This window comes from Nitrospirales bacterium, assembly GCA_031315865.1.
In the GTDB taxonomy this organism is placed as follows: Bacteria; Nitrospirota; Nitrospiria; order Nitrospirales; family UBA8639; genus JAGQKC01.
This window is the reverse complement of the sequence record JALDRJ010000002.1, coordinates 952,396-976,802: the sequence shown is the minus strand read 5'-3', so window position 1 is coordinate 976,802 and position 24,407 is coordinate 952,396. Positions and strand designations below refer to the sequence as shown.

Sequence of the window (24,407 nt, the reverse complement as noted above, 5' to 3'; positions counted from 1 at the left end):
TTAATCTTTTCGGCCCATGAGCGTGAAACACATCCATACGGGAAAATTCCTTACCTACAACGTCGATACCGTCACCCTTCCCAATGGAACGACGGCAGATTTAGAAATGATCCGCCATCCCGGCGCATCGGCGATTGTGCCAATCAAGGACGATGGGCATGTCATACTGATTCGGCAGTTCAGACATGCGGCAGACGGATTTATCTATGAAATACCGGCGGGAAAATTGAATGCCGGGGAAGATCCCCGCGATTGCGCGTTTCGTGAGCTCGAGGAAGAAATTGGGTATCGTCCAGGAAACCTGGAGCTGTTGACGAGCATTTTTACCGCGCCGGGATTCACCGACGAAGTCATCCATATCTATAAGGCCACGGACTTAGAGATCGGGCAACAGCAATTGGATCAGGACGAAGTGCTCGAGATATTGGACTGGCCCCTTGAGAAAGCCATTGCGGAGATTAAAAATGGAACGATTCGCGATGCGAAGACGATCATCGGGTTGCAGATGGTGTTTTTAGCTTTCTAACAAAAATCAATGAAAGACTCGCTTAGCCGCGCTACGACATTTTCTGACGGCGAAGGTGAAAGCAGGTCGTCGTCAAACACGGTCACTTGAGATGCTCGAGTTTGACTCCGTGTCCAGCACGTAAGCTTTTTCGTGCGGTCTGCACTCGCTGAAGAAATCGTGGATCATTTTCAAGCCGGTAATCAAACCAATCATCTTCGGATTCGAAGCCGATTAACACTCCAGCCGGTTTGCCATGACGAGTAATGACGATTTCTTGCTTTTCTGCCTCCCGGAGCAGACGTGACAAATCGTCCTTTACCTCAGACAAGGGAACTTCCTTTATCCGTGACTTCCGAATCGGGCTAGCCATGAGTTTGCCTCCGATTTAGATACGATCGCCAATATTTCAACAGTTGAACCAGAGACATCATAGAAGACACGTGTATCATCGACTCTTAGTCGATATTGCGGCTTGGAAATCCCGCGAAGTCGTTTAACTCGACTACGACTGACCTTCGTTGGCTCATTCCGCAAATGCGTTTCAAGTGCCTCCCTGATAATCTTTCGCCGGAATGCTGTCAGTTTGTGTAAATCTTCAACCGCTTCCTGAGCCAAAATAATTTCGTAATTCACTCTGGCTAAATTATAGCCAGAATTGTTTTATGTCTCAACTTATGGACCACAGGGATGAAAATTACGCATTTATCAGGTAACGGACCTACAGATAGGACAATAGCAGCTTGATATCGGAGAAGTGCTCGAAATCCTTGAGTGGCCGCTTGAAAAAGCCATTGCGGAGATTAAGAAGGGGACAATCCGTGATGAAAAGACGATTATTTAGCGGCAGGGGGATGGTTAAAGGTCCTTGCATGAATAGTTCAATATGCGATTCATGGGCCCTTCACATTGCGGCCGAGAAAAGACTTTGAAGGTGGACAGATGGGGAAGCCGCAATAATTTGATATTCCTGTGATTTCCATAATCTACGATCTTTGCCTTGGTATTTCCCCACCCAGTATTCATCTCTTGCCGATGTATTTCGTGGCAGTTGAAAGCTTGAGGAATCATCGTAGATAAATTTGAGAACGTATCCCTGTCAATGCAGATAGTGAGCTTCGGATGCACCAACGAGAAAACCTTCATCCAGAGTTGTTTGCCAAATTCCAGGGAACTCATTCTATTATTGAGATCTTTCAAACGGGGTGACCGAAATGGAATAAAATATCCTATGAGAGTGCGTTCAAGGAGTTCGATCCCACAACTTTCTAATGCGGAATGCTCGGAGATTTTTGAAAACAGCCGCTGCACTTGAACTTGCAATGGGCTGTGGCCTGGACGTTTCTCGTTCCAACTTTCCACAATATAGGAACATCCCGACTCGCAACTTGCAGGTGGATGGTCGTGTGGAATTGTCCTTCCCCCGGGATTGAGTGTGATGAGCGCAATGGGTGGATCTTGATGAAGCACATTTCGAGAAACATTCAAGAACCGCCAGCCCAGGGTGTGCCCCAATTGCTCATAAGCCCGCTCAATGTCTGAGAGAAATTGTTCGAAAGCTGTGTTCAAATTTTCAGGCATTGTTGATTAACCGACTGGAGAAAATGTCACAAAGATGAAATGTCTGGGGAATAGGTTAAGATGCGGTTTCAGAAAATATGATGGTCTTCTCCAAATGTCCACCTGCGGCTATGGCAAATCTTGAATAGACGAGAGCTTGGCCTATAACTTCAGGATTGAGATCGTGCTTTGCTTCACATAGCACAATACGTCGGCCTGTTAACGGAAATGTTCCAGAGGACTGTTTCCCCGAAGCTTCCTGCCCATCTCGTATGTCGTCGAGAAACCAAAGACAGTCAGCATATCTGCCATCTATGTAATATTCCCAGACAAGAAGTCCTTTTGAGCCCTGTTCTTCAGCCCACCAACGGCGGATCAAAGCTTGCTCTCGTGGATTACCGTTGGAAATACTGTCTTTGAGATAGTTTGGTTGACGGGACATCGCTTTGATTGGGAGTAATTGCCAAGTAAAAATATGGAAATGACCAATTTTTACCCTCTAGATGTTTTTTATGGCAATTACTATGTTTTTTGCGGAGAAAGCCTGCCTGCTGCCTACAGTATTTGCATTCACCTTTCATTTACCCTCTTCATAGTCATCTGTCCGTACTTTTGATAGAGCGGAGGCCAGAAGGCCGGCTGGTATTGCCACTATTCCTAGCCCGATCATAAGAATGATAAATGTAAATGTCCTCCCTCCCGCTGTTATGGGGTAAATATCACCGTAGCCTACTGTCGTAAGTGTGGCAACAGCCCACCAAATGCTGTGAAAAATACTATTAAATTTTTCAGGTTGTGCTTCATTCTCGAAGTAATAAATCCCAATAGCCGCTAGGTATAGCAACATTAATGTCACGACTCCAAATAAAAGCATTTCTTCCTTTGCCATTAAGAACGCCTTGTAAAATCTTTGCATCGCGGCGTTGTATCTACCCAACTTAAATACTCTGAAAAGACGCAACATGCGTAAGATTCTTACTGACCTTAGGTCTGTCCCAAGAGATAGATAAAAAGGAATAATTGCGATGAAATCAACAATTCCATAGCAACTTAAGATATAGTCTCTTTTCTTATCCGCAACGTAAATTCTGAGAAAATATTCTGCGGTGAAAATAGCAACGATGAGTGTCTCTAAAGCTGACAATAATTCCCTCGTGTTCTTCCCCAAATTTGGTAACGTTTCAATAGAAAATGTAACTATTGAGACAACTATTAAAAATTGGACGAGTAAATCGAAAACCCGACCCGCCGTCGTATCATCCCTCTCAATTATATCTTTTAATCTCATTCTCACAGTTTTTATCATCTGAATACATGAAACTGCCAAAAGCCGATCGAAGAAGGGGTTTGGTTTAAGACTATGCGAGAGATTAAAAGCTTTGTCAATGAGCAAGAATTATGGGCACGTGGATGAAAAACATGCACAGCAGGTGAATAGAGGTGTCCTTCTAATACGCCTGTGATTGCAGACTACTTTTCCTAATATTGGCCCAGTTACTGACTTCCAGTATCCTGCGAGCTGCTTGGAATACTTTCGAAGTAGTTGATTAATGGAGGTAGGTAATGAAGCCCCATGCGGGAACCTAGTTCACGAGCCCACAGAGTTAATTTTCAGGTATAGATTTGGTTGGCGTATTAAAAGTTACAGGTGTCTAGGAGGCAGTCATGAACCAGCCGGCGATGGAGAGGCGTGTGTGGTTGCCTGCGAGCGGATCGACACGGCAGACGCGATGGTGACGTGGAACGGAAAAAACAGCCAGGGAGCCTGGCATGGGAGGAATACATTGAACGACTTCTAATTGATGGGTTTCTTGAAAGTCCGGTTTTTCCCGGTAAATGATTAACTCTCCTCCCCAATCAGATTCCCACCGTTCATGGAAGTACGTCGCCAAGGCCAAGCGCCTCGTGGGTGGTGTCTTCCCTTCGGCATAGGCGTAGGCCTCGTCTGTGTCATCGTGCGTCGAGAGGCAATCGCCGACTCCGTAGGAGTAATAATTGAAGTTGATATGGCGGCTTTTGATGTTCGGGAATGACTCGACGTATTCAGCGATACAGGAGAGCCCTACCCGGCTCATGAAATAGTTGCCCTCTTCCGGTCCGATTTCGCTCTTAAGCCAGTTGCCACAATCCTTGAAGGCGGCGGCCACAGGCGGCATTTCAGCCAGGGCCGTCCATGTTGATTGTTCCATGGCTTTTCGAAAGCGGCTTCTTTCCTCTGCATTCCAAAAATTTTCTACAACGAGCACTGGATCGTCGTGAAAGGAAAATGTCGTTGGATCGAATTCAGAAAGCGAAATGATCATAATCCGAGGTCATTCCCACATTCATTCGCTTGAGAAAAAGAGTCAGGGTATTAAGCTTTAAGCGATTTTTATACGTCAACTACGGAAGATACGCAAGTGACGTTCTGCCACAGCGTCCATGTCAATTGAGCCGCTTAGCCAGTCGCTGAGCGACCCTCGTCATCGCCGTAGAACGGTCTTTAGGTTCAAGCAGAACATTCAATACATAGATATTATTCACATCGGTCATGGCTGTTTTTAGATTCTCCACCAATTCGCCAAATGTACGGACGACCATGCCCACTCCCCCGCCCATCAAGGTACAGATTTTTTCATACTGCCATTCGTGAATATCGTTAAACGGGCCGTCGAGGATTTCTCGTTCTGTCGTATATCCACGATTGTTCAGGACGATGACGATTGGCGTTTGTCCATACCGGAAGCATGTGGCAAGCTCAGTTCCGGTCATTTGAAACGCGCCATCTCCGACCAGGACGATGATCCGTTTTGATGGATCGGCAAAGCCTGCGCCCAGCGCGGCGGGCACGCTGAAGCCCATCGATGTGTAATAGGCTGGTGAGAGAAATCTCGCACTTTCATGCACATGTATATCGGCTGACGCAAAAAGGGATTCACCGATGTCGGCGATGACCATGGATTCGTCGGTTAGTTGACTGTCGAGATGGCCAAAGAGACTGTGTAATGTCACGGGTGTTGATGGCGGTGAGGCTTCGAATAAAAAGGGATCGTGCTTCGGGAGTTGTTGGGATGGAAACGATGGCAAAGGCGCAGCGGTCAATGCCCGGACAAAGTCTTCAAATCGCACGCCATCATAGCGATGATGTTTGATGGTAATCGCATCGGCGGTCGCATGAATCGTTCGTCCCGAAGCCAAGAGCCGGGTATGCACCTTCACATCATCGATGTCTGTAAAGACGGTTCCCAGCGTCATGAGGCAGTCGGCGTTGTCGACGAATGTCAGAACTTCTTCTCGACCCACCAATCCCCCATAGACTCCAATATACAGGGGGTGGTCTTCTTGTATCACGGACTTTCCGAGGAGGGTCGTGGCGAATGGCGTATTCATCCGTTCAACCAGATGCCGTAAGTCATCCTGAAGTCCGTACCGATAGATTTCTGCACCAGCTAACAGCACGGGTCGTTCAGAGTTCGCAAGAATGGTCCGAACCTCTGCGACGGCTTCTTTCACGGCTGTGGGATCACTGGAACATTCGGTTTCTTGTGGCAGCGTCGATGATTCCACTTCGATAGGAGTCAGGACCTTATCGCGAGGAATTTCCAAATAGATCGGACGCTTATAACGTCGTAAGGCTGCCAGGGCTCTATCGATTTCACGTTCGGCAGTGAGGGGATCATCAAGAATGACTGAGGCGACCGTGATTTTGTCAAAGACTTCTCGTTGCGTGGTGTGATCTCGCACCATGTGGTGGAGAAAAGGATTTTGACTTCGCTCGGCCACACCAGGCGATCCAGAGAGCACCACTACGGGTGACCGCTCGGCATACGCGCACGCGACGGCATTCACGATGTTCAGTCCACCGACACAGTAGGTGACGCAAATTCCACCGATTCCTTTGATTCGGGCATACGCATCAGCAGCAAATCCAGCGCAATCTTCACGTGTCGTGCCAATATGCCGAATGGGAGATTCGTCCAGCAGTTTGTACAACGTCAGGACATAGTCCCCCGGGATCCCGAATATGTGGTTGAGCCCGAGTTGATGTAAACGGGTGAGGAGGAAAGTACCGATGGTGTCTGACATGATCGAATGCCTTCTATTTAATGAATTTCTTCATTATACCGAAAAAAACAGAGTAGGTGAGAAAAAAGAAGATGCAGGTGTCTGTTAATCAGTTGGTTCCTATGTCTCATGAAACAAGGGCACTAAAATGACGGTAGGCTTAGTGATGATCTCGAATGTGGTCACCGTAGAAATGGACGACACGCTTGAAGACATAAGAGCCATATTTCAGAGGGCCAGTTTTCATCACCTTCTGGTAGGGAGTGAGGGCAAGTTTGCAGGGGTCATTACGGAAAAAGATCTCTGGAAAGCCGTCAGTCCATATGTCGGGACCCTGTCAGAAACCGAACGAGATTCGGCGACGTTACAAAAACGCGCGCATCAGATCATGACCAGAAAACATCCGACAGTCACGCAACAGACGTCGATTGAAGATGCAGCCCACATGCTCCTCGATAAAGGAATTTCCTGCCTCCCGGTCCTTTCACCTGACGGGATGATCGAAGGCATCGTGACGTGGAAAGATATTTTTCGCGCCCTACTTGGCAAGGTTCCCACAGAATAAACCTCGTCAGCCGTCGAGTGGCTTGTCTGCTGGATTTCTACGATCTTCTTCTCGACCTGTATCGGTTTCAATACCCATTGAATCTGAAGAGATACATTTCCTCTCTGAGATAGTTGACTCTCCTGTTTTTTCGCTCTTTAACTCACGTTGACCTACTCCATTTCTGCATTTTTAAAGTCATTACGACGGGCAACCATGATGACCATTCTGTTTCCAAAGTGGTGCGAACTTTGCTCCATCTTGAAATAGCTAGCGAGGGGAACTTGATGGAAACTTGGGACTACAACTTAAGGGTCTGTACGACTGAGATAGTCATGATGTGGTCTTCTTTATTGTCATCGTGCGTATTCATGGGAGGGAGCGCCTATGGAGTGGGGATTTATCGCAGGAGGCATGTATCTGTTGGCTCTTTTGACGATGTTCGTGATGACTTTGACAAGTTCCCAAGGGCCGAGCATGCCTGAAGATGAAGAGACGTCACAGGAAAAACCTGACAAGGCTATTGATAAAAAAGCGGCGTGAAACAACATGTTACTGGAAAAAGGTGAAGCATTTGCGAGCGAGAACATTCTATCGAGATTGAGCATTTTTTCATGGAATACTTTTTGCTGTTTCATCGTGTATGAAGTGGAAAGGTCGTCAAACCCTGGGCTGGATGGGAAATTCGGAACTGCAGAGGTCGGTTCCAGGAGCATTCTTTAGAGAAGGAATGGAGTCTTCTATCCAGCGTGCCAGGCCAGCGTACCGGGGACTTTTATCGATGACTTGCCTATTCGCTTCTCAAGTGAACCTCCCAATAGCTAGTCATTCCCCCCTGATCGTTTCTGCGTCGGTTTAGTTTCCCGCTTGATCCACGTATACGCCTTTTAGAAAACACATCCCATTATTCAACATTCCCATTATGGGTCGGGACTTGATTTTGACCCAGAGCATGCGTACCCTTTTTCCCTGCTGTTCCATTTTGTGTACGTTTCATGCAGAAAATTCACTCGCTATGATGAAAATCGCTAAAGAATAGGAATTTGACTTATGGCTAATAAAGAATTTGTGTTTGATCTCGGCAAACTCCTGATCGCGGCGGCCTGGGCGGATGGGCGTTTGGAACAGAGCGAGATCAATGCGTTGAAGGAACTGCTCTTTCTCCTGCCGGAGATTTCCGGTGAAGAATGGATGAAATTGGAGATGTACATGGACTCGCCTGTCAGTGAAGAGGAACGGGAGACGCTGTTGGCGGATGTCTTAAACAGGATGTCGACAGGTGAGGAGAAAACGTTGGCCCTGTCCACGTTGGAGAAACTCGTTCATGTCGACGGGACCACGCAGGAAGCTGAGGTGGCTGTGGTGGAAACACTTCGGCAGGACATTGAGGCAAAAAGCACAGGACTGTTTGCGCATCTCGGCAATCCCCTTCGTCGGGCTATCAGTGCCCGCACGAGTTATTACGGGAATGACGGCGGGCGAGAAAGCCGGCTAGATGATTTCATCAAAAATACGGTTTACTACCAATTGGTGTCGGAAATGAAAGAACGGGGTCTGACGCTTTCGTTACCAGAGGATAAAATTCGAAAGGTCTGTTTAGCGGCTGGATTAATGGCTCGCGTTGCCTGGGTGGATAAAGCGTTCAGTGAGCAAGAGCAACATTCCATCGTCCGTGCCTTGGCCGAAGGCTGGCAGCTCCCAAAGGAAGAAGCTCAATTGATCATGGAGATCAGTTATCAACGCATCATGAAAGGGCTGGATTTCGTCCAATTGTCCAAAGGGTTTCGCGCCTATACGACGATTCCTGAGCGTAAAGCGTTTCTCAAAGGCTTGTTTGCCATCGCGAACGCCGCCGGTAAGACTTCAAGCGAAGAAATCGAAGAAATTCGTTCGATCGCCAACAGTCTGGAGCTGGGTCATCAGGACTTCATCGAAGCGAAGCTGACCATTTCGCGAGAAGATCGAAGCGGGTTGTGACTATCAATTTTTGTCTTGATTCCCTTCCAACCTGTCGATCACGGCGGCACCAACCGCATCCCCCCATACATTGACGGTCGTCCGGCAGCGGTCCAGAAACCAATCAATCACCAGGATGAGAGAAATACCTTCTATCGGAAGGTTGACGGCTTTGAGCACGATGACCATGGTCACTAATCCGGCTTCCGGAATCCCGGCTGCTCCGATAGCCGAAAGCGTGGCCGTGAGCAGGACGATGATGGTTTCTCCCAACCCCAGCTCAATCCCATAACTCTGCGCGATAAACACTGCCGCCACGGCTTCATAGAGTGCCGTGCCATTCATATTGATCGTCGCCCCCAACGGAATGACGAAGCTGACGGTTCTTCTGGAAATATTGCCCTTCTCGATCAGGCTGTCGATGGTCAGAGGCATAGTCGCCGAGCTCGAACTCGTGGAAAAAGCGGTCATCAGTGGTGCGCTCATGGTTTTGGCGAAGGCTGGAACAGATTGTCGCGCGACGAATTGAAGTATCACAGGCAGCACGATCATCCCGTGAAGGAACAGTGCCAGAATAACAGTGCCTGCATAGGCTCCCAGGGATTGAAGCTGCGGCCAAAACCCGGAGAAACCTCCCGCTTCTCCAAGACGACCCGCGACTAAGGCGCCTATGCCGAGCGGCGCAACCCACATCAGTAAATGGACGATGCCCATGATAGCTTCGTTGATCCCTTCGAAGAATCGAATCACGATGCTGCCTTTTTCGCCTATAGTCGTGAGAATGCCGCCGAATATGAGTGAGAAGACGATTAATGGCAGAATCTCGGTGTTGGCCATGGCCGAAAATAAATTCTTGGGCACCAGACTGGTGAGGATGGTTTTGAGTAAATCACCAAGGGTCGTCGGCTTGTCTTCCATACGCTCGGATACGGTTTCCATGGCTTCACTACTTGCCTGCAAGTTTTCCGTGGGAACGCCAGGATGGATAACCAACACCAATACCAGTCCGATCGAAACGGCGATGGCGGTCGTGGTCATGAAAAATAGGACCGTCCGACCGCCCAGCTGTCCCAATTGTCGAACGTCACCCAGGCTACTGACTCCCACGACCATGGAACTCATGACCAACGGCACGACCATGACAAACAGCGCACGAAGAAAAAGCTCTCCGAGAAACGCCACGGCATGTCCCGCTTTCGGGATGAATCCACCAAGCATGATTCCGCCGACAATGCCCAGTATGATGAGTATCAGCAGTCGATTGGAGGAGTTGGAGGCCACGAGAATTACAAGGGAGAGAATATTCGTTTGGTACGTGCCGACGAAATCATGGTGTTCTGCGATGGGCGATCAGGAAGAGTCGTGAATGGGGGCCGTGAAGGAGAAAGTGAATCCATCGATTCCTGAAAAGTTACGTTTGATAACTTTCCATGGGTGGGCAGGTGCAGACCAGGTTACGATCGCCATAGGCATTGTCGATGCGCGAAACAGCCGGCCAGAATTTTCTGTGTCTTAACCACGGTTGAGGAAATGCGGCCTGTTCACGGGAGTAGGGATGATTCCACTCTGACGATGCAATCTGCTCGATGGTATGTGGGGCATGTTTGAGCGGGTTATTGTCTCGGGGAAATTGTCCGTCCTCAACCTCTGCGATTTCTTTTCTGATCGTGATGAGGGCTTCACAATACCGGTCCAGCTCAGACTTGGATTCGCTTTCGGTCGGTTCGATCATCATGGTTCCCGGAACTGGCCAGGACACCGTTGGAGCATGAAACCCAAAATCCATGAGACGTTTGGCGATATCTTCCACCTCAATATCGGCACTTTTCTTGAAGGGCCGTAAATCCAGGATAAATTCGTGAGCCGAAAGGTTATGCTTTCCCGTATAGAGCACATCGTAATGTTTTTCGAGGCGTTTGGCCATGTAGTTGGCGTTGAGAATGGCTACTTGGGTCGCCTTGGTCAATCCGTCCTCTCCCATGAGCGCGATAAACGCCCAAGAAATGGGGAGAATACTCGGACTGCCATACGGTGCGGCGGCGATTGGACCAATAGCTTGAAACCCGCTTGGATTATGAATGGGATGCCCTGGGAGGAATGGAGCGAGATGAGCGGCGACTCCGATGGGACCCATGCCGGGACCGCCTCCACCATGCGGGATGCAAAAGGTTTTGTGCAGGTTGAGATGACACACGTCCGCGCCTATGTCTCCCGGACGGCATAGACCGACCATCGCATTCATATTTGCGCCATCCATGTACACCTGTCCACCATAGCGGTGGACGATCTGACAAACTTGACGAATCGTTTCTTCAAACACCCCATGAGTCGAGGGGTAGGTCACCATGAGTGCGGATAAGGCGTCTTGGTGTTCCGAGGCTTTGGCTTCTAAATCCGCGAGATCGATGTTCCCCCGGTCGTCGCACGCGACGGGAACGACTTTGAGACCGGCGATCACAGCACTGGCCGGATTCGTGCCGTGCGCTGAGACTGGAATCAGGCAAACCTTCCGCTGAGCCTGCCCCCGCTGTTCATGATATGCCTGAATAGCCATGAGACCAGCGTATTCACCCTGGGAGCCGGCGTTGGGTTGAAGTGAGACGGCGGAAAACCCCGAAATTTCCGCTAACCATTCCTCCAGTTGTCGAAATAATTTTTCGTACCCCTGTGATTGATCTCGTGGAATAAAAGGATGAAGCCTTCCAAACTCAGGCCAGGTAACCGGAGTCATCTCGACGGTCGCGTTCAGCTTCATCGTGCATGATCCCAACGGAATCATCGAATGTACTAAGGATAAGTCCCGATTCTGAAGATAATACATGTATCGAAGCAATTCGTGCTCAGAATGGTATTGATTGAATACTTTGTGAGTGAGGTATGAGGATGTTCGCGCAAATAGTTCTGGTATCGTCGAGTCGATAGCTTGTCCAAGGTCCTCTAAGGAAAATGGGAGCGTTTCGGTTGGTGAAAATATTTTAAAGAGGCGCTCTATTTCTGAAGAAGTCGTCGCTTCATCGAGTGAAATTCCAAACGTCCCATTCTCGAATAGGCGAAGGTTCATTCGTTGAGTTTGACAATTGGCCATAATGCGTTCAGCGGGGATGTCTGGCGATGTCACGCGCACGGTGTCAAAGAAGAGTGCTTCCTCTACTTGGCATCCCAGTTTTTTCAGTCCCTCGGCGACTCGCAACGTCAGTGTACGAATTCGATGAGCAATCTGACGGAGACCGGCCGGGCCATGGTAGACGGCATACATGCTGGCGACATTGGCCAAGAGGGCTTGGGCCGTGCAAATGTTACTGGTCGCGCGATCTCGACGAATGTGTTGTTCCCGTGTTTGCAAGGCGAGTCGATAGGCCATGTTCCCATTCGCATCGCGGGATACGCCAACCATGCGACCGGGCATCTGCCGCTTGTATGTTTCTTTTGTCGAAAGGAATGCGGCATGGGGACCTCCGAATCCGAGAGGGACGCCGAGTCGTTGACTTGATCCAACCGCGATATCGGCGCCAAATTCACCTGGAGGACGAAGCAGCGTGAGCGCGAGCAAATCAGTGGCAACTACGACCAAAGCGCCTGCTTGATGGGCACTGTGAGTCAGATGCTCATAATTTCGAACATATCCTTCCGTCGTCGGGTACTGGAGAAGAATCCCAAAATATCGTGAACCTTGCCATTGAATGTCTTCGGGATTTCCGATGTCTATGGTGAGGCCCAGCGGTTTGGCTCGCGTCTCGACGACGGCGATCGTCTGCGGATGACAATCTTCAGAAACAAAAAACGATGTCTGGTTTGATTGACTGAGAGCCTGGCACATGGTCATGGCCTCAGCGGCAGCGGTAGCCTCGTCTAATAAGGAAGCATTGGAGAGTGGAAGGCCTGTCAGGTCGGACACCATGGTCTGAAAGTTCAGGAGGGCTTCTAATCTCCCCTGCGCGATTTCAGCTTGATAGGGGGTGTACTGCGTGTACCAGGCTGGATTTTCCAGGATATTTCTGAGTATGACCGGAGGCGTGATGCAGTCATAATAGCCCATGCCGATAAACGATCGGTACACCTGGTTTTGGTTGGCGAGGTTTCGGAGTTCGGTGAGTACGTCCTGCTCGCTGCGATGTGTATGGAGTGTCAGGGGCTGTTTCAGACGTATATCTTCAGGAATCGTGTTCTTGATCAGGGCGTCAAGAGATGAAAGGCCCAAAATCCCAAGCATCTCTTGGATGTCAGAATCCGTTGGGCCAAGATGCCGACGGGGAAATGTGTCCAACAAGGTTAATTCTTGACTGCTCTGAGGGTTAGACATCACGATCTGCTCGGGTGTGTTAAATGGGAAGCCATGCCTGACTGAAAAACCAGGATTTTTCCATCACATCGCAATGTAGAACATGTTTCAAACTGGAAGGGAGAGATGTTTGTCTGAAAAAGAAGGCGGTCACCGAAATGTTCGTTAATTTTTCACTAGTGAGATGTATGAGAAAATGGAGTCTAACAACCCAGGTTTTCCAAAAATTCCAGGACTGATGTTTAAGAATACAGCCTATCATGATCTTAGAAGTTCTGCAAAGAAAACAAAGAATGACGCCTGAATTATGCCTTACGCATGGTAGTTCAGGCAGGGATATAAGTTGCCAAGGGTATCGTATTTCGGGTAGAGGAAAGCGAAGACCATCCTAAACCTGTTATTCATTTAATCCATAGGGTGAATCCATGATTATTTTGTCGAATATTCAGAAGCTGTATGACGGAACGGCCGCGACGCAAGATGCGGTTCATAAGCATATGGATGTGTGGATTGAGAATGGAAAAATTGAAGCGGTTCAGCCGCATAATCCCAAGCGTCCCAAGGGGTCAGAAGTTATATGCATCGACTGCTCGTCGTACACTGTGACCCCCGGCCTCATCGATTGTCATGGCCATGTGACGATATTTGGCGTGGGAAGGGATGACATGGAGAGGATGAATGGACCAGAAGGCCTGATCTATGCAGAGCGGATTCTGTATGCCTCTCTGGTAAACGGTGGGGTAACGACCATACGTGATGTCGGTGGCGCGACACATGTTCTTAAGCGTCTCATCGATCAAGGTATCATGATTGGTCCGCGACTTAAGATCGCCATTTGTATGCTTTCAACGACTGGCGGGCACGCGGATTTTCTAGGACCCGACCGGTGCTGTGGGCAGGTCTCGGTCTTGTGGCCGCCCGGGCCAGGCCGTCCTTCCAGTATTGTTGACGGGCCATGGGCGTGTCGTAAACGAGTCCGTGAGATTGCCGCTTGTGGTGGGGACTTGGTGAAGATTTGTGCGAGTCCCGGAGTTGTCTCTCCGTCGGATAAGCTGGAGCATCGGGATTTCACGGCCGCTGAAATTGAGGCAATTTGCGAGGAGGCCGCCGCCAGGGGCATGTATGTGGCCGCTCATGCGCATAGCCAAAACGGGATTGCTTTGGCCATTCAACATGGTGTGAAGGACATTCAACACATTTCATTCATGGATCAGGACCTGGCCGAAAAAGCGTACGCGAAAGGGTGTACCGTCACGCCCACCTCATGGATTGGCCAGGAATTGGTCAAGGAAGACAATCTCAGCGAATTTGTCAAACATAAGGTTCAGCAAGTTGCCGAAGCGCATTCCCAGGCCGTGCAGGCCGCGTTTCAGAGTGGCTTAAAGATGCTTGGAGGGACAGATCCGATTTTACCGGGGATGCATGGTCGAAATTACATGGAGCTGGTTTCTTTGATGAATGATGGAGTACCGGCTTTGTCTGCCTGGCATGGTATGACAGGCTTGGCGGGTGAATTGGTGGGTGAGAATGGAGAAGGCAAGATTGCAGCGGGTCACCCGGCTGACATCTTGGTGTGCCAGTCCGATGTCATCGAACGGCCAAGACTGTTCGAGGAACAAGCTCTTGTCGAGGTGATCAAGGATGGGGTGGCATATCGTGGCGGGCTCACCGCATTTCCCAGGAAAACGTTCGCGGGATGTGTGTCGGAGGCGTTGTGTGCTGACGATCAGAAGAACGAGTAGCTGCGGTACCTTGGTTGACGGTGCTCCGAACGACTAGGCTTCTCCAGTCTTAGTAGGAGAGCCATCGAGGTTGGTTTCGTCGGCTTCTTCCATGTCAACGATCAGATCACCTTTTGGTGAATAGAATCCTTGGTCATCTATTTGGACGATACCGTCACAATTTTCCTGAAAGAACTCAAGAATCCAACCGTTAAAGTCATAGCCTTCGTCGGTGATGTCGCTCTTTGGCAACTGTGTGGTGGCGATAAAGTGTGCGCTCCGGACGAAATCTTTGGCTATTTGAGCTTCTATGTGGTCGAATGGTGATAAACGGTTCTGGAAAGTGAGGGTCTCGGTTTCAAACACGTCCTTATACGTGCCTTTATTCCTGACGCAGAACAGTTGCAGCGGTTTTCGCTCTCTATGATAGCCGATTGAAACATGCGTCCAATCCCAATCCTCGAGGGCTTCGGGGTCCATCGACGCGATCAAAGGCGTTTGATTTTTTGCGCGGAGAAAATCCAGGAGCAATTTGAGTGGCGGAGTGTCTTCCCGTTTACAAAACACCCTTGTGTACATCACGTCTTGTTTGACGGGTTCTTCGGTGCTCTGCGGAGCAGCGATAATCGGAAGTTCTTTGGCCATGGTTTAGTACTTTACAATTAGTGAATAATAAATTATAAACGATAAACATGCTACTGTACCTGTCCCGACGCCGAGCTCGCAAGATTGAAATGTTCACAGTTAAGGGTGGAACGTTCCCCTTGCATAGCAAGGAGAATCGGGCCGTATCATTGATTTCATCAGTGTTGACAGGGTAATTTGCATCCGGTACACTTTCGCCCCGTTATCTCATCTAGAGAGCATGGACGTGATTTCTAGTTCACGAACATGTGACTCTCGCCTCTTTAGTAGGGGAAAGGGGCTTTCCTTCCATTGAAAATTCTTTAAGACAAGTGGGCGAGTAACGGTTCTTTAACATCTTTTCTGAGGAGGAGGTCTATACATGGGAAAAGCAATGACTAAGTCTCAGATTGCTGATCATGTGGCGAAGAAAGCCGACATTACCAAGAAAACGGCTACGCAAATTCTGGATGATTTGGCTGAGCTGTCGTACAAAGAAGCCAAAAATTCTTTCACGTTGCCTGGGATCGGAAAGCTTGTCTTGGCGCATCGCAAGGCGAGAATCGGAAGAAATCCGCAAACTGGAGCAGCGATTAAAATTCCCGCGAAGAAAGTTCTGAAGTTTCGCGTGGCTAAAGCCGCGAAGGATCGTATCCTCGGTGTGAAGAAGTAGATTGAGAGGTTTTTGAGTTTACCTCTTCTTCCTGGTTCTCCATTTCTTGAACCATCCAGGCTCACCTTTTTATCAGTTCTGTTATGACACGGGGTAACGCTGGAGAAGGCGTTGCCCCGTTGCTCTGTTATCGCATACCAGGCCGGTCTTTGCCGGAGCTTTTGATTCCCGCTTAATAGAGAGAAGGCGTCAACCCACTACGTCCCATTCCATCGTGCGCGACGAGATTAACGACATCTCCTTCATGCACTTTCGTATCCTCGCTGGCAATGCGTTTATTAACGGTTACCATGAGCTTTTTTTCTTTCAGCAGCTGGAACACATCTCGGAGAGGCTTGCCTTGATTGCGAATGAGCTGTTTGACCGAAATTGACTCGGCAATTTCACATCCCAACGTTCGTTCACCATCAGTGGTTTGCAGTTCTCCCATCAAGGCTATGGTCACCATCGTTCTCTCCTTCTCATGATATGGTCTTTCTGAATGGATGAATAGATCAGGAACCGAGTTGTCCTCCCAATCGTGATATTCCCCTGCCTTCTCTACGTCGCCGGATGACGATCCGCATTTCTCACGGTAACAAGATTCTGCGTCAGGCGGCAATATTCTTTGGACTTTCGCAATTGCTATGGAGAATCCTGATACGGTATCGTCCTAGACAGGATTGTCTACGGTGTGAGTCGTAATGTTGAATCGCCAATCATTCTAAGAGTGAAGGTCCATGTACCGGATTATCATCATCCTCATTCTGCTCATCATCTTGTTTTATATGGTTCGACGAGCGATTCGGGATTGGAATAAAAAGGAGACTCCCGAAAACCTGTTGGCCAAAGATGCCATGATTCAGGATCCGGTTTGTCAAGTGTACATTACGGCAGATTCAGCGATCACTAAGCGGATCAATGAACAGACCTATTATTTCTGCAGTCAGGATTGTGCAAACAGCTTCTTAGAGAAACATCCGTCTTGATTCCTTTAAAAGCTTCTCCTTCGTGTGCAGCTTCTTTTTCCCCAGCGTTTACAATAGCGCGGTATAGACGCGGGTGGGATTCGTTCTAAACTTGTAGGGAGAGTGTCGTAAGTGAGGAGCGATGCGTGTTTCCTAGGCGAGGGCTCCGCCACAGGAAGAGCCAGACCCTGCCGTGCACCCGTAACAATGCGGGCCAGTCATGATCGGTCGCTGTGCCAGAGAGTGAAGGTCAAAGTCGGTGATGGTGTTGCCGCTGGACGCTTGGATCGTGAGGTCCAACATTTGATTGAAATCACAATCGTAGAGCTTGCCGTCCCATCCGACGCTAATGAGTGATCGACACATAAGGCCATTGATGGATGCTGGATTGAAACTCTTGGTCAGTAGTTCGTAATATTGCTCGACTTCTCCTTTCTCTCGAAGGTCTTCTAGAAATCGGCTGATAGGCATGTTCGTGATGGTGTAAAGATGATTAAAGGATATGCCGAACCTGGCCTGAAGCTCTCGTTTGTAATCCTCTTCCAGCTGTTGTTGGGATGGTGGGAGGCTTGAACCTATGGGATTGTACACCAAATGCAATGTCAGTCCCGTACCTTGCTGACCATATCCCAGCGCATTGAGTTGTCGCAACGCTGTCATGCTTCGGTCGAAGACCCCTTGGCCTCGTTGTTCATCTACATTGTCTTCTATGTAACAGGGGAGCGAAGCGACGATTTCAACCTGGTGATCAGCGAGAAATCGTGAAAGGTGGCCTTTCCCTTTGACAAAAAACACGGTTAAATTGCAACGGTCGATGACTTTCCGGTTGAGGTTCCGGCATTCTGAAACGAGATACTCGAAATGGGGGTTCATTTCCGGAGCTCCTCCGGTAATATCCACCGTGGAGATTTGAGGGTGGCGTTCGAGAACGGCCAATACCTGATCGATCGTCTCGCGAGTCATTACCTCGGTACGATGAGGTCCGGCATCCACATGGCAATGCTGACAGGTTTGGTTACATAATTTTCCAACGTTGACTTGAAGCGTGGAGATCCTCTCGGCGGCTAAGTCGTGAACGCCATGTTCTGAGAGTGTACGGCTGAAAGAAAGGACTCCGTTTCCGTTGCTGGAATCGGATGGTTTTTCTGCCTTAAAGGACGGTTTAACGATCGTCAGGGATTTCATGGGTGTTCAGCCGGGTTGCAAGTCTTCTGGATTTCGCATTTCCAAATTAGTAAACAGTGTTCGAGTTTCAACAAATTTCGTGGCGATTAACAACAGCTATCAGTTGGTCCACAGGAGGGAGACGAATCGTTTGAGACCGTTTCGTTCGCACGGTTGATAATCACGAAATACTTTTTATAATCATCGTGGTCCAGAACCTTCAATGTCTTCGAGCAAATCTCAATGGCCTCTCCACAGGTAAAAGTATGGCCGTCATCATCCACGGCTTCGACGAATGGTCCGGTGAGTAAGGCGAAGTGTCCTTCCCATGTACATGCTGTGTTCTCTGGTAGAACCGCAGACCATCGCGGGTCTTCGGTGCTGAGCGTCACAGGGTTTTCAGAAAAAATGAACTGGTCACGGTAAGGTTCACTTTTCAACAAATGTTCCGTGCTTTCGTTCACCGCTTGTGGTTCTCCCCGTCTGTAGGTCTGGCCCTGTTCATCGGTTACGCGGCTGAACGGACCTTTGAATGTCGCGAATCCTGAGGATTGGCCGGTTTGACCATTGGGAAGCTTATATCCGGTGAGGGTCAAAGATAAGAAATGGATGCCATCAATGACGCGCCATGGGATGAATCCAACCCGGTGAATGCCTCCAAACCCGGCGTTTCGTAATCCTCCCCAATAGTCGCTCAGCCGTAATGCCCCAGACAAACAATCTCCCCATTTTTCCTTGTCGTGGATCATGTATTGTGGAATCGGTTGATCAGCCACGATATCGGAGATGGTGAAGCGGCCTCCAGGCTTGAGGACACGGTACATTTCCTGAAACACTTTGAGCTTGTCTGGAGCCAGGTTAATGACGCAATTGGATACGATGAGGTCCACGCATTGATCTTCGACGGGCATGGCATCAGCAAACCCTTTGCGAAAATCAACGTTGGAGGAGGCATAACCCAAGTTGGAGGCGACGATCGGGGCCTGGCTTCGAGCCAGTGCGAGCATTTCATCAGTCATATCAATGCCGATGACTCGTCCGGAAGGGCCGACGCGGCGTGAAGCTTCAAAGCAGTCAATGCCCCCTCCAGACCCAATATCCAAAACCGTTTCCCCTGCTTGTACGGAGGTAAGCCCTACGGGGGTTCCGCAGCCGTAGGAGACTTTTAGGACGGCTTCCGGAATGAATTTGCCAAGCTCTTGATGATCGTACCCGGTCGGGCAACACATTTCTTCTCCGGTCGTGACAGCCTTCGCATATCGTTCACTGACCGCTTGTGTTATCGTTTGATTCTCCATGATCCCTCATCAATGTATGGGTTGATAGTGTCAGTAATTTCTCTAGACTTTTTATCATGGCATTCGATCCATTCTAAAGTGAGAATGTCAGGAGACTACCAGAAATGTTACAAAATTTCCGTCGTATTCATGGCTCATTGGCCAGGGACAAGAGGGAATTCATCCTGTGTGTGGGAATGGACATTGGTTGAGGAATAGGACGGGGTTTGTTGGCGTAGTTGTAGAAGTCCACATTGATGTTTTATTACCTCACTATAGAGAAAATAGCTGAAGGTTTTTCAATCCACTTTGAGAGAAAAAACACCTTTATTATCTAAGGTCCAAATTATAACGTATTGAATTGAAAAATAATTTCTGGCATTTCTCTAGTAGGTACTATCTTTGCTATAACTTATGGATGAGGTAGGAATCCTCCAAATCACTCACAACAAGTAGAATAATGATATCAAGACGGCTTACATAAAGAGAGGCCATGAGATGCCACTTGTCCAATGTCCTGAATGCCAAAAAGAAGTTTCTTCACTCGCCCTCTCCTGTCCGAAATGTGCGTTTCCTTATCCGGGAAAAAAGGAGCGGCTAAACGGGACTGCGACCGAGAAGCTACTCCCGTGTCAGGACTGTGGAAGCCTGATTTCCAAGTCTGCCCAATCCTGTCCGCATTGCGGGGCGCCTATCGCACAGAGCGTGGAACAGGCAAAAACCGAACGGCCCCCAGAGCCTCCAACCATTTTATCCCCTTCGCCAACGCCTCTTGCCTCCTCAGAACCGGAGGAACAAACTTGGCTCTGCCCCAATTGTGGTGTGCCCTATACTCGTCGTCTAAAAGGTTCAAAGTCGGAGGTTGAAGAGCTGAACGGGTTGGCTCTGCAATCAGCCCCCCCGATGGCCTCACGTCGTACGAACGCTTTGGAAGATGAGTTGCGCCAGGAAGTTCAAAATTCGTTGAGTATAGTCGTTCCCCGAAGGGAACGTAAGCGCAGTCCGCTTTGGGAAGAGGCGAAGGCCATGTATGAGGAAGAGCATCTGTCCTCACGGCCTCGCCCCAAAAAAGGAGTCTATCTTCTGGTGCTCGTTGCCGTGCTCCTTCTCTCTATTGTCTCGCTTGTATTTTGGGGATTGGAGGGCCTCAATCCTCTAGAAGCCCTCGTGTATTGGCAGATGTAGGGATTTCTGTTCTTCTGTAGTTTTATCCCTCGTATAGAACTTTCAGCACGATGACTCTATCTCGTTGTTCCTAGGGGACGATAGTTTAGTAGGGATCAAGTGGCCTCATAATCATCTTTTGTTGAAGGCCTTAAGCCGTCTGAGGTTTCGATTATAGGTCCCCTAGCCTAGAGCACGATAGTTGTTTGTGCCATGACCGTTGAGCGCTGCACGTCGTTGCCAGTCTCTCGTTGCATTGCAGTGTGGGTTACAGGTGCTCTAGTAATCCAAGTCGTCTTCTGTGAATGGATCGGCAGGCTTTTTACCTAAGACCCGTTCCAGCACATGATTCATGGTAAAGATATCGTTATCAAACCCTCCATGTGTCGTGCTTCGGGTTCTCTTCCCTTCGACTCCGTTCGAGTAGATGAACTGAGGCTTGCTCCGCACGGTTTTGACGAGTGTCGCGAAGATTTCCATACCTAACAGGGGCTTGGATTGTGAGTCGTCTGATGGTGGATCGGGCCGCCGCTCGAGCGCGTTTGAGACAAGGTAGAGCAGAGACTTTCTGTAAATTTTTGCCACATGATCATCTTGTTCGAGTTCATCTCGCAAATTGTAAATGGTGAGGTCGTTAATCTTGAGAATGGTTTTTCCTTGGAGGACCGGTAAATAATGGGAATGATAGAGGTCCACGCTGCAGGCTGGGGCAAGCAATGTACATGTCTCGATCTTGAATTTGTAGCGTCGTAATGTATGAAGAAGATGGGCGATGACGATGGCTCCGGTGCTATGGCCCACGAGATGAATTTTCTTCGTCTTGTTTGATTTCTTGATATGTTTGGTAAATCGATTCACCGCATCGGTTCCCGCGCCGTCAGGCGCGAAGGCATCGTGTGCGTCCTGTTTCATTTCTTCCCACAGTAAAGTCCCTGGCCGTCGAATGACGCCTTCGATGAAGCGGTCAGTCCAATCACTAAACCCGCCCACACGTTCGCTCGCCTCGTTTTCTTTTCGAAAGATCAGATCTTTCAATTCTTCAACCACCCCCGTGTCATACATGATGTGAAACGGGTATATCCCATTGCTCTTCAATCGTTCTTTGAGTGCCTCAATCCGTTTAGCCGAGGCCTTCGGTGAGTTCAGCCCGCCATGCATGTAAAACAAAAGATGCTGGTATTTTGAACTGTTGGCCACGAGTTCAGCCGTTTGTTCCACGTCTTCTGGCGTGCTCCAGTACGGTCCCGATGTGGCATACCGTCCGTCATCCACATGTACAAAATGTCCGGCGATTGAAGACCGTGGAGTCGGAGAAGCTTCAGCCTTGTCCTGTTGCGGCGATGCGGTTAACGCCATTTCGGGTTTCAAGTCAAAAATCTGTGGAGTGGACAGTGCAAGCCGAAAAACCCATGCATCCATCACGTTGACGATCCAATCCTCGTACGTCCATAACGCGAGTCCGTGATTTCCCCATTTGGGTCCCCAGGAATTCTGTACCCAAAACCCCTTGTCGTTGTATCCGACGATCACGAATGCGTGTCCTCCGTCCCGTTGTTCCTCGAATGTGATGATGCCGTTTTGGGGGGCATCCCACCCACGGTGCACCTTGGCCGAGACGACGATCACTCCTGTTTCATTCAAGGCCGCATGAAAATGGGAGATACTCGGTTGGACGCGGTAGTAGGCTCCGACCGTCGTTTTGCGAGCGTCCTTCGCGCATTCGATTGTCAGGTCTCCGATGTTTTTCTTTCCCACACGGTACGGCCAAAGATCTTCCGAACAGACGCCCATGTGTTTCCACCCGTGAATGGCGCCTCGAAGGCTGGACCCATCGTACTTTTCTCCCGGCCATTCATCGTGACGCTTGGCCATTTCATAGAGCATTCTTGGGCTGACGCGGACATGTCGGTTCACATGCGAATTGAGAAGATTAATCGCTGCGGCCAAGGCAAATCCTGTGCAAGCTCCTTCACTTTTCTGATCAAGAATCTGAAGATTGCCTGGCGGGTCGATCGCATCTGTGAGAGGAATGAGCGCAGGTTGGTACGGCCAGTCCCTGATGTCGGGAACATCCGGTTCGACGTTTTTTACGCGTTTGTAGTCTGCCATCGACGACTCCCTTTACTGATGGAAATTTCTAAGCTGAAAATCGGGAACAGTTGAGTCATAAGGATACACAAACCCTCGCTTTGAATATATGAGAGAATTGTGCCAAAACTGTGTGTCATTCGTTTTGATGAGGAAGCCATGAAATCGCTTTTCATTCATAGCTGCGAAATGTCAGGAATTTTGTTAGGTTCCCATGTAGGGTTTGCGAGAAAACACCAAGTGCTGTGTATCGAAATTGATACCATGAAGTATAAAAAAGATACAAATCGAATGTAACGTTGCGTTCCACCCGAAGTATCCTGTCCGCGTTATGTTGTTGATATGCATGGTAGGGGTAGGCCAAACGCGATTATCGCGAAAATGGATTTGTCGACATTCGCCGGTCGACTGTTTGGTATCCGAGTTGCTTTTAGTCAGAGAGACGGAGTGTGTGCCAAGGCTCAAGGGAATTAACATCTACACGAGGGATATAATGATGCACCCGATAGTTAAGGTTATGATGTTCATCCTGTTTTTTGCGACAGCCTGCTCGACGGACAATGTCCGTACGCTGGGAGAGGGCGAAAAAGACTTAGATACCTGGGAAGATACGCCCATTTGGTTTCATTCTGCCCTGTACTATCCATCCGAAATCAGCTTGAATTTTCCAGGGTACATCATCGGCATAGAAAAAAGTCCAAAAGAATTGATCGCTCAAGATGGAGACGTCATTACGGTGAATATTCCCGAGGCTGGCGAAGAAATGGCTCAGCACATCTCGCGCATTGGTGATGATGACAAGCTCTTATTCATTTCGCATATCCTGGAAAATTTCGGTGACCAGCATGGCTTGCGAGCCTGTGCGCACTATAACGCGTATTATCGCGAACGAAATTCCCAGACACATATCCCGTTCTGTCAGCCGGACGAGGTTCGTCAAGTGAACCCCCAAAGAGCTTATTGGAGCAGTTGGGAGGCTTTGGATGTCTTGAAGCGGGATATCCACCGTAAATTGCAGAGTCAGCCGTATACACACATCGTCATCGGGATGATGGGCTGGAATACCGACCAGGAGGAGGCTGTCCGAAATTTTAACTCAGTTGCCAAAAACGTGTGGCTGGCCGCGATGGAGGCTGGAGCTGATGATTTCAAGCCGTTATTTATCGGGATAACATGGCCGAGTAAATGGGCTGCCGATTGGATCACGCCGATCATCACTCTCTTCAGTTACGGGAATAAGGCTGACGATGCCGATGAAGTTGGCTTTGGATGGCTTGGCGTGTTGTTGCATGACACCCTGCGTCACTTACCGGCTGATGTGCCCGTTGTCGTGCTTGGTCATAGTTTTGGTGCGAGAGTGTCGAGCATGGGAGTGTGCATGGGGCCGGCCGTGGTCAGGAAGAAAGGCGATGCATTGTTGCCTCGCAACAAAATTTCGCTCCTCATTAGTTTGCAAGGGGCCTATTCCATGAACCGTTATTATGCCGATCAAGGGCGCGAAGGCATTTACTATCCGGGGGGCTGTGAAAATGCGGAACATGTGGTGTTGACCTCCTCAAAGTACGATACCGCGATGGACAATAAATCCTTCGTCCCATTCGTCGGGAATGACACCACGTATGACGAGCATTGCAAAGAGAGGCCTGAGACGGAATTCGATTGCATCAAAGCCTCGAAAGACGGGGACCTGACACTCTCACCTGTAAATCAGAAGCAGAAAACCTATATCAACGCAGATGAGCTGATCTACTTCAATGCCTACGGGTCTGGAGGCCTAGCCCATAGCGATATTTATCGAAAAGAAATGGGCGTGATGTTATGGAAGGTGATCTCAGCGAAAGCCCCGTCTCGCCGATGAGAT

The 24,407-nt window shown here is 49.1% G+C and carries 21 protein-coding genes; 9 read left to right on the top strand and 12 right to left on the bottom strand.

Annotated elements, in window-relative coordinates; genetic code table 11:
* The first annotated feature begins 22 nt into the window (after positions 1 to 22).
* Positions 23 to 526, top strand: a complete 504-nt coding sequence (locus tag MRJ96_04515) for an NUDIX hydrolase (GenBank protein MDR4500705.1) — start codon at positions 23 to 25, stop codon at positions 524 to 526.
* 82 nt (positions 527 to 608) lie between these two features.
* Here the strand turns inward: MRJ96_04515 and MRJ96_04510 are convergent, their stop codons facing one another.
* The 5 genes from MRJ96_04510 to MRJ96_04490 form a co-directional block, all read right to left on the bottom strand.
* On the bottom strand, positions 609 to 878 hold the full coding sequence (locus MRJ96_04510) for a type II toxin-antitoxin system Phd/YefM family antitoxin (protein ID MDR4500704.1): 270 nt from the start codon (positions 876 to 878) through the stop codon (positions 609 to 611).
* Positions 879 to 2,141: 1,263 nt separating this feature from the next.
* Positions 2,142 to 2,507: a hypothetical protein gene (locus tag MRJ96_04505; GenBank protein ID MDR4500703.1), complete on the bottom strand. Its 366-nt coding sequence runs from the start codon at positions 2,505 to 2,507 to the stop codon at positions 2,142 to 2,144.
* A 135-nt stretch (positions 2,508 to 2,642) separates the two neighbouring features.
* A complete protein-coding gene (locus MRJ96_04500; GenBank protein ID MDR4500702.1) occupies positions 2,643 to 3,353 on the bottom strand; it encodes an ion transporter in 711 nt (236 codons plus the stop codon).
* Positions 3,354 to 3,717: 364 nt separating this feature from the next.
* Positions 3,718 to 4,368, bottom strand: coding sequence for a 2OG-Fe(II) oxygenase (locus tag MRJ96_04495; GenBank protein MDR4500701.1), 651 nt, complete (start codon positions 4,366 to 4,368; stop codon positions 3,718 to 3,720).
* A 121-nt stretch (positions 4,369 to 4,489) separates the two neighbouring features.
* Positions 4,490 to 6,130: a thiamine pyrophosphate-dependent enzyme gene (locus tag MRJ96_04490; protein ID MDR4500700.1), complete on the bottom strand. Its 1,641-nt coding sequence runs from the start codon at positions 6,128 to 6,130 to the stop codon at positions 4,490 to 4,492.
* Positions 6,131 to 6,257: 127 nt separating this feature from the next.
* Between MRJ96_04490 and MRJ96_04485 the strand changes: the two genes are divergently transcribed.
* The 3 genes from MRJ96_04485 (at position 6,258) to MRJ96_04475 (ending at position 8,630) form a co-directional block, all read left to right on the top strand.
* Positions 6,258 to 6,674, top strand: a complete 417-nt coding sequence (locus tag MRJ96_04485; GenBank protein ID MDR4500699.1) for a CBS domain-containing protein — start codon at positions 6,258 to 6,260, stop codon at positions 6,672 to 6,674.
* 366 nt (positions 6,675 to 7,040) lie between these two features.
* The gene (locus MRJ96_04480) at positions 7,041 to 7,196 is read left to right on the top strand and encodes a hypothetical protein (GenBank protein ID MDR4500698.1); all 156 of its coding nucleotides are present in this window, start codon (positions 7,041 to 7,043) and stop codon (positions 7,194 to 7,196) included.
* Positions 7,197 to 7,703: 507 nt separating this feature from the next.
* Complete coding sequence (locus MRJ96_04475; protein ID MDR4500697.1) at positions 7,704 to 8,630, top strand: TerB family tellurite resistance protein; 927 nt, start codon at positions 7,704 to 7,706, stop codon at positions 8,628 to 8,630.
* Between the two features lie 3 nt (positions 8,631 to 8,633).
* Here MRJ96_04475 and MRJ96_04470 read toward each other — a convergent pair whose 3' ends face one another.
* Together MRJ96_04470 and gcvP are read right to left on the bottom strand one after the other, a co-directional pair.
* Positions 8,634 to 9,890, bottom strand: coding sequence for a dicarboxylate/amino acid:cation symporter (locus MRJ96_04470; protein MDR4500696.1), 1,257 nt, complete (start codon positions 9,888 to 9,890; stop codon positions 8,634 to 8,636).
* Positions 9,891 to 10,020: 130 nt separating this feature from the next.
* Positions 10,021 to 12,909, bottom strand: coding sequence for an aminomethyl-transferring glycine dehydrogenase (gene gcvP / locus MRJ96_04465; GenBank protein ID MDR4500695.1), 2,889 nt, complete (start codon positions 12,907 to 12,909; stop codon positions 10,021 to 10,023).
* A 404-nt stretch (positions 12,910 to 13,313) separates the two neighbouring features.
* Between gcvP and MRJ96_04460 the strand changes: the two genes are divergently transcribed.
* Positions 13,314 to 14,630 carry an amidohydrolase family protein gene (locus MRJ96_04460; protein ID MDR4500694.1) on the top strand — a complete coding sequence of 439 codons (1,317 nt, stop codon included), beginning with the start codon at positions 13,314 to 13,316 and terminating at the stop codon, positions 14,628 to 14,630.
* A gap of 33 nt (positions 14,631 to 14,663) precedes the next feature.
* Here the strand turns inward: MRJ96_04460 and MRJ96_04455 are convergent, their stop codons facing one another.
* The gene (locus tag MRJ96_04455) at positions 14,664 to 15,254 is read right to left on the bottom strand and encodes a hypothetical protein (GenBank protein ID MDR4500693.1); all 591 of its coding nucleotides are present in this window, start codon (positions 15,252 to 15,254) and stop codon (positions 14,664 to 14,666) included.
* A 361-nt stretch (positions 15,255 to 15,615) separates the two neighbouring features.
* Between MRJ96_04455 and MRJ96_04450 the strand changes: the two genes are divergently transcribed.
* Positions 15,616 to 15,906 (top strand): HU family DNA-binding protein, encoded by a 291-nt coding sequence (locus MRJ96_04450; protein MDR4500692.1) that lies wholly within the window; start codon positions 15,616 to 15,618, stop codon positions 15,904 to 15,906.
* A 172-nt stretch (positions 15,907 to 16,078) separates the two neighbouring features.
* On the opposite strand, the gene MRJ96_04445 is transcribed toward MRJ96_04450, so the two are convergent.
* Entirely contained in the window at positions 16,079 to 16,354 is a 276-nt protein-coding gene (locus MRJ96_04445) for a MoaD/ThiS family protein (protein MDR4500691.1), read from the bottom strand.
* 271 nt (positions 16,355 to 16,625) lie between these two features.
* Between MRJ96_04445 and MRJ96_04440 the strand changes: the two genes are divergently transcribed.
* The gene (locus MRJ96_04440; protein MDR4500690.1) at positions 16,626 to 16,874 is read left to right on the top strand and encodes a YHS domain-containing protein; all 249 of its coding nucleotides are present in this window, start codon (positions 16,626 to 16,628) and stop codon (positions 16,872 to 16,874) included.
* Between the two features lie 132 nt (positions 16,875 to 17,006).
* Here the strand turns inward: MRJ96_04440 and arsS are convergent, their stop codons facing one another.
* Together arsS and MRJ96_04430 are read right to left on the bottom strand one after the other, a co-directional pair.
* Positions 17,007 to 18,038: an arsenosugar biosynthesis radical SAM protein ArsS gene (arsS, locus tag MRJ96_04435; GenBank protein MDR4500689.1), complete on the bottom strand. Its 1,032-nt coding sequence runs from the start codon at positions 18,036 to 18,038 to the stop codon at positions 17,007 to 17,009.
* A gap of 86 nt (positions 18,039 to 18,124) precedes the next feature.
* Entirely contained in the window at positions 18,125 to 19,315 is a 1,191-nt protein-coding gene (locus MRJ96_04430) for a methyltransferase domain-containing protein (protein ID MDR4500688.1), read from the bottom strand.
* A gap of 477 nt (positions 19,316 to 19,792) precedes the next feature.
* Here MRJ96_04430 and MRJ96_04425 point away from each other — a divergent pair, with 477 nt between their 5' ends.
* Complete coding sequence (locus MRJ96_04425; GenBank protein MDR4500687.1) at positions 19,793 to 20,479, top strand: hypothetical protein; 687 nt, start codon at positions 19,793 to 19,795, stop codon at positions 20,477 to 20,479.
* Positions 20,480 to 20,737: 258 nt separating this feature from the next.
* Here the strand turns inward: MRJ96_04425 and MRJ96_04420 are convergent, their stop codons facing one another.
* Complete coding sequence (locus MRJ96_04420) at positions 20,738 to 22,567, bottom strand: C1 family peptidase (protein MDR4500686.1); 1,830 nt, start codon at positions 22,565 to 22,567, stop codon at positions 20,738 to 20,740.
* A gap of 472 nt (positions 22,568 to 23,039) precedes the next feature.
* On the opposite strand from MRJ96_04420, the gene MRJ96_04415 reads away from it, so the two are divergent.
* Positions 23,040 to 24,404 (top strand): alpha/beta hydrolase, encoded by a 1,365-nt coding sequence (locus MRJ96_04415; GenBank protein ID MDR4500685.1) that lies wholly within the window; start codon positions 23,040 to 23,042, stop codon positions 24,402 to 24,404.
* Positions 24,405 to 24,407 lie beyond the last annotated feature (3 nt).

Coding starts and splice junctions, on each gene's coding strand:
- MRJ96_04510 (MDR4500704.1), bottom strand. CDS start 878: ATGGCTAGCCCGATTCGGAAGTCACGGATAAAGGAAGTTCCCTTGTCT.
- MRJ96_04505 (MDR4500703.1), bottom strand. CDS start 2,507: ATGTCCCGTCAACCAAACTATCTCAAAGACAGTATTTCCAACGGTAAT.
- MRJ96_04500 (MDR4500702.1), bottom strand. CDS start 3,353: ATGAGATTAAAAGATATAATTGAGAGGGATGATACGACGGCGGGTCGG.
- MRJ96_04495 (MDR4500701.1), bottom strand. CDS start 4,368: ATGATCATTTCGCTTTCTGAATTCGATCCAACGACATTTTCCTTTCAC.
- MRJ96_04490 (MDR4500700.1), bottom strand. CDS start 6,130: ATGTCAGACACCATCGGTACTTTCCTCCTCACCCGTTTACATCAACTC.
- MRJ96_04485 (MDR4500699.1), top strand. CDS start 6,258: ATGACGGTAGGCTTAGTGATGATCTCGAATGTGGTCACCGTAGAAATG.
- MRJ96_04480 (MDR4500698.1), top strand. CDS start 7,041: ATGGAGTGGGGATTTATCGCAGGAGGCATGTATCTGTTGGCTCTTTTG.
- MRJ96_04475 (MDR4500697.1), top strand. CDS start 7,704: ATGGCTAATAAAGAATTTGTGTTTGATCTCGGCAAACTCCTGATCGCG.
- gcvP (MDR4500695.1), bottom strand. CDS start 12,909: ATGTCTAACCCTCAGAGCAGTCAAGAATTAACCTTGTTGGACACATTT.
- MRJ96_04460 (MDR4500694.1), top strand. CDS start 13,314: ATGATTATTTTGTCGAATATTCAGAAGCTGTATGACGGAACGGCCGCG.
- MRJ96_04455 (MDR4500693.1), bottom strand. CDS start 15,254: ATGGCCAAAGAACTTCCGATTATCGCTGCTCCGCAGAGCACCGAAGAA.
- MRJ96_04450 (MDR4500692.1), top strand. CDS start 15,616: ATGGGAAAAGCAATGACTAAGTCTCAGATTGCTGATCATGTGGCGAAG.
- MRJ96_04445 (MDR4500691.1), bottom strand. CDS start 16,354: ATGGTGACCATAGCCTTGATGGGAGAACTGCAAACCACTGATGGTGAA.
- MRJ96_04440 (MDR4500690.1), top strand. CDS start 16,626: ATGTACCGGATTATCATCATCCTCATTCTGCTCATCATCTTGTTTTAT.
- arsS (MDR4500689.1), bottom strand. CDS start 18,038: ATGAAATCCCTGACGATCGTTAAACCGTCCTTTAAGGCAGAAAAACCA.
- MRJ96_04430 (MDR4500688.1), bottom strand. CDS start 19,315: ATGGAGAATCAAACGATAACACAAGCGGTCAGTGAACGATATGCGAAG.
- MRJ96_04425 (MDR4500687.1), top strand. CDS start 19,793: ATGCCACTTGTCCAATGTCCTGAATGCCAAAAAGAAGTTTCTTCACTC.
- MRJ96_04420 (MDR4500686.1), bottom strand. CDS start 22,567: ATGGCAGACTACAAACGCGTAAAAAACGTCGAACCGGATGTTCCCGAC.
- MRJ96_04415 (MDR4500685.1), top strand. CDS start 23,040: ATGATGCACCCGATAGTTAAGGTTATGATGTTCATCCTGTTTTTTGCG.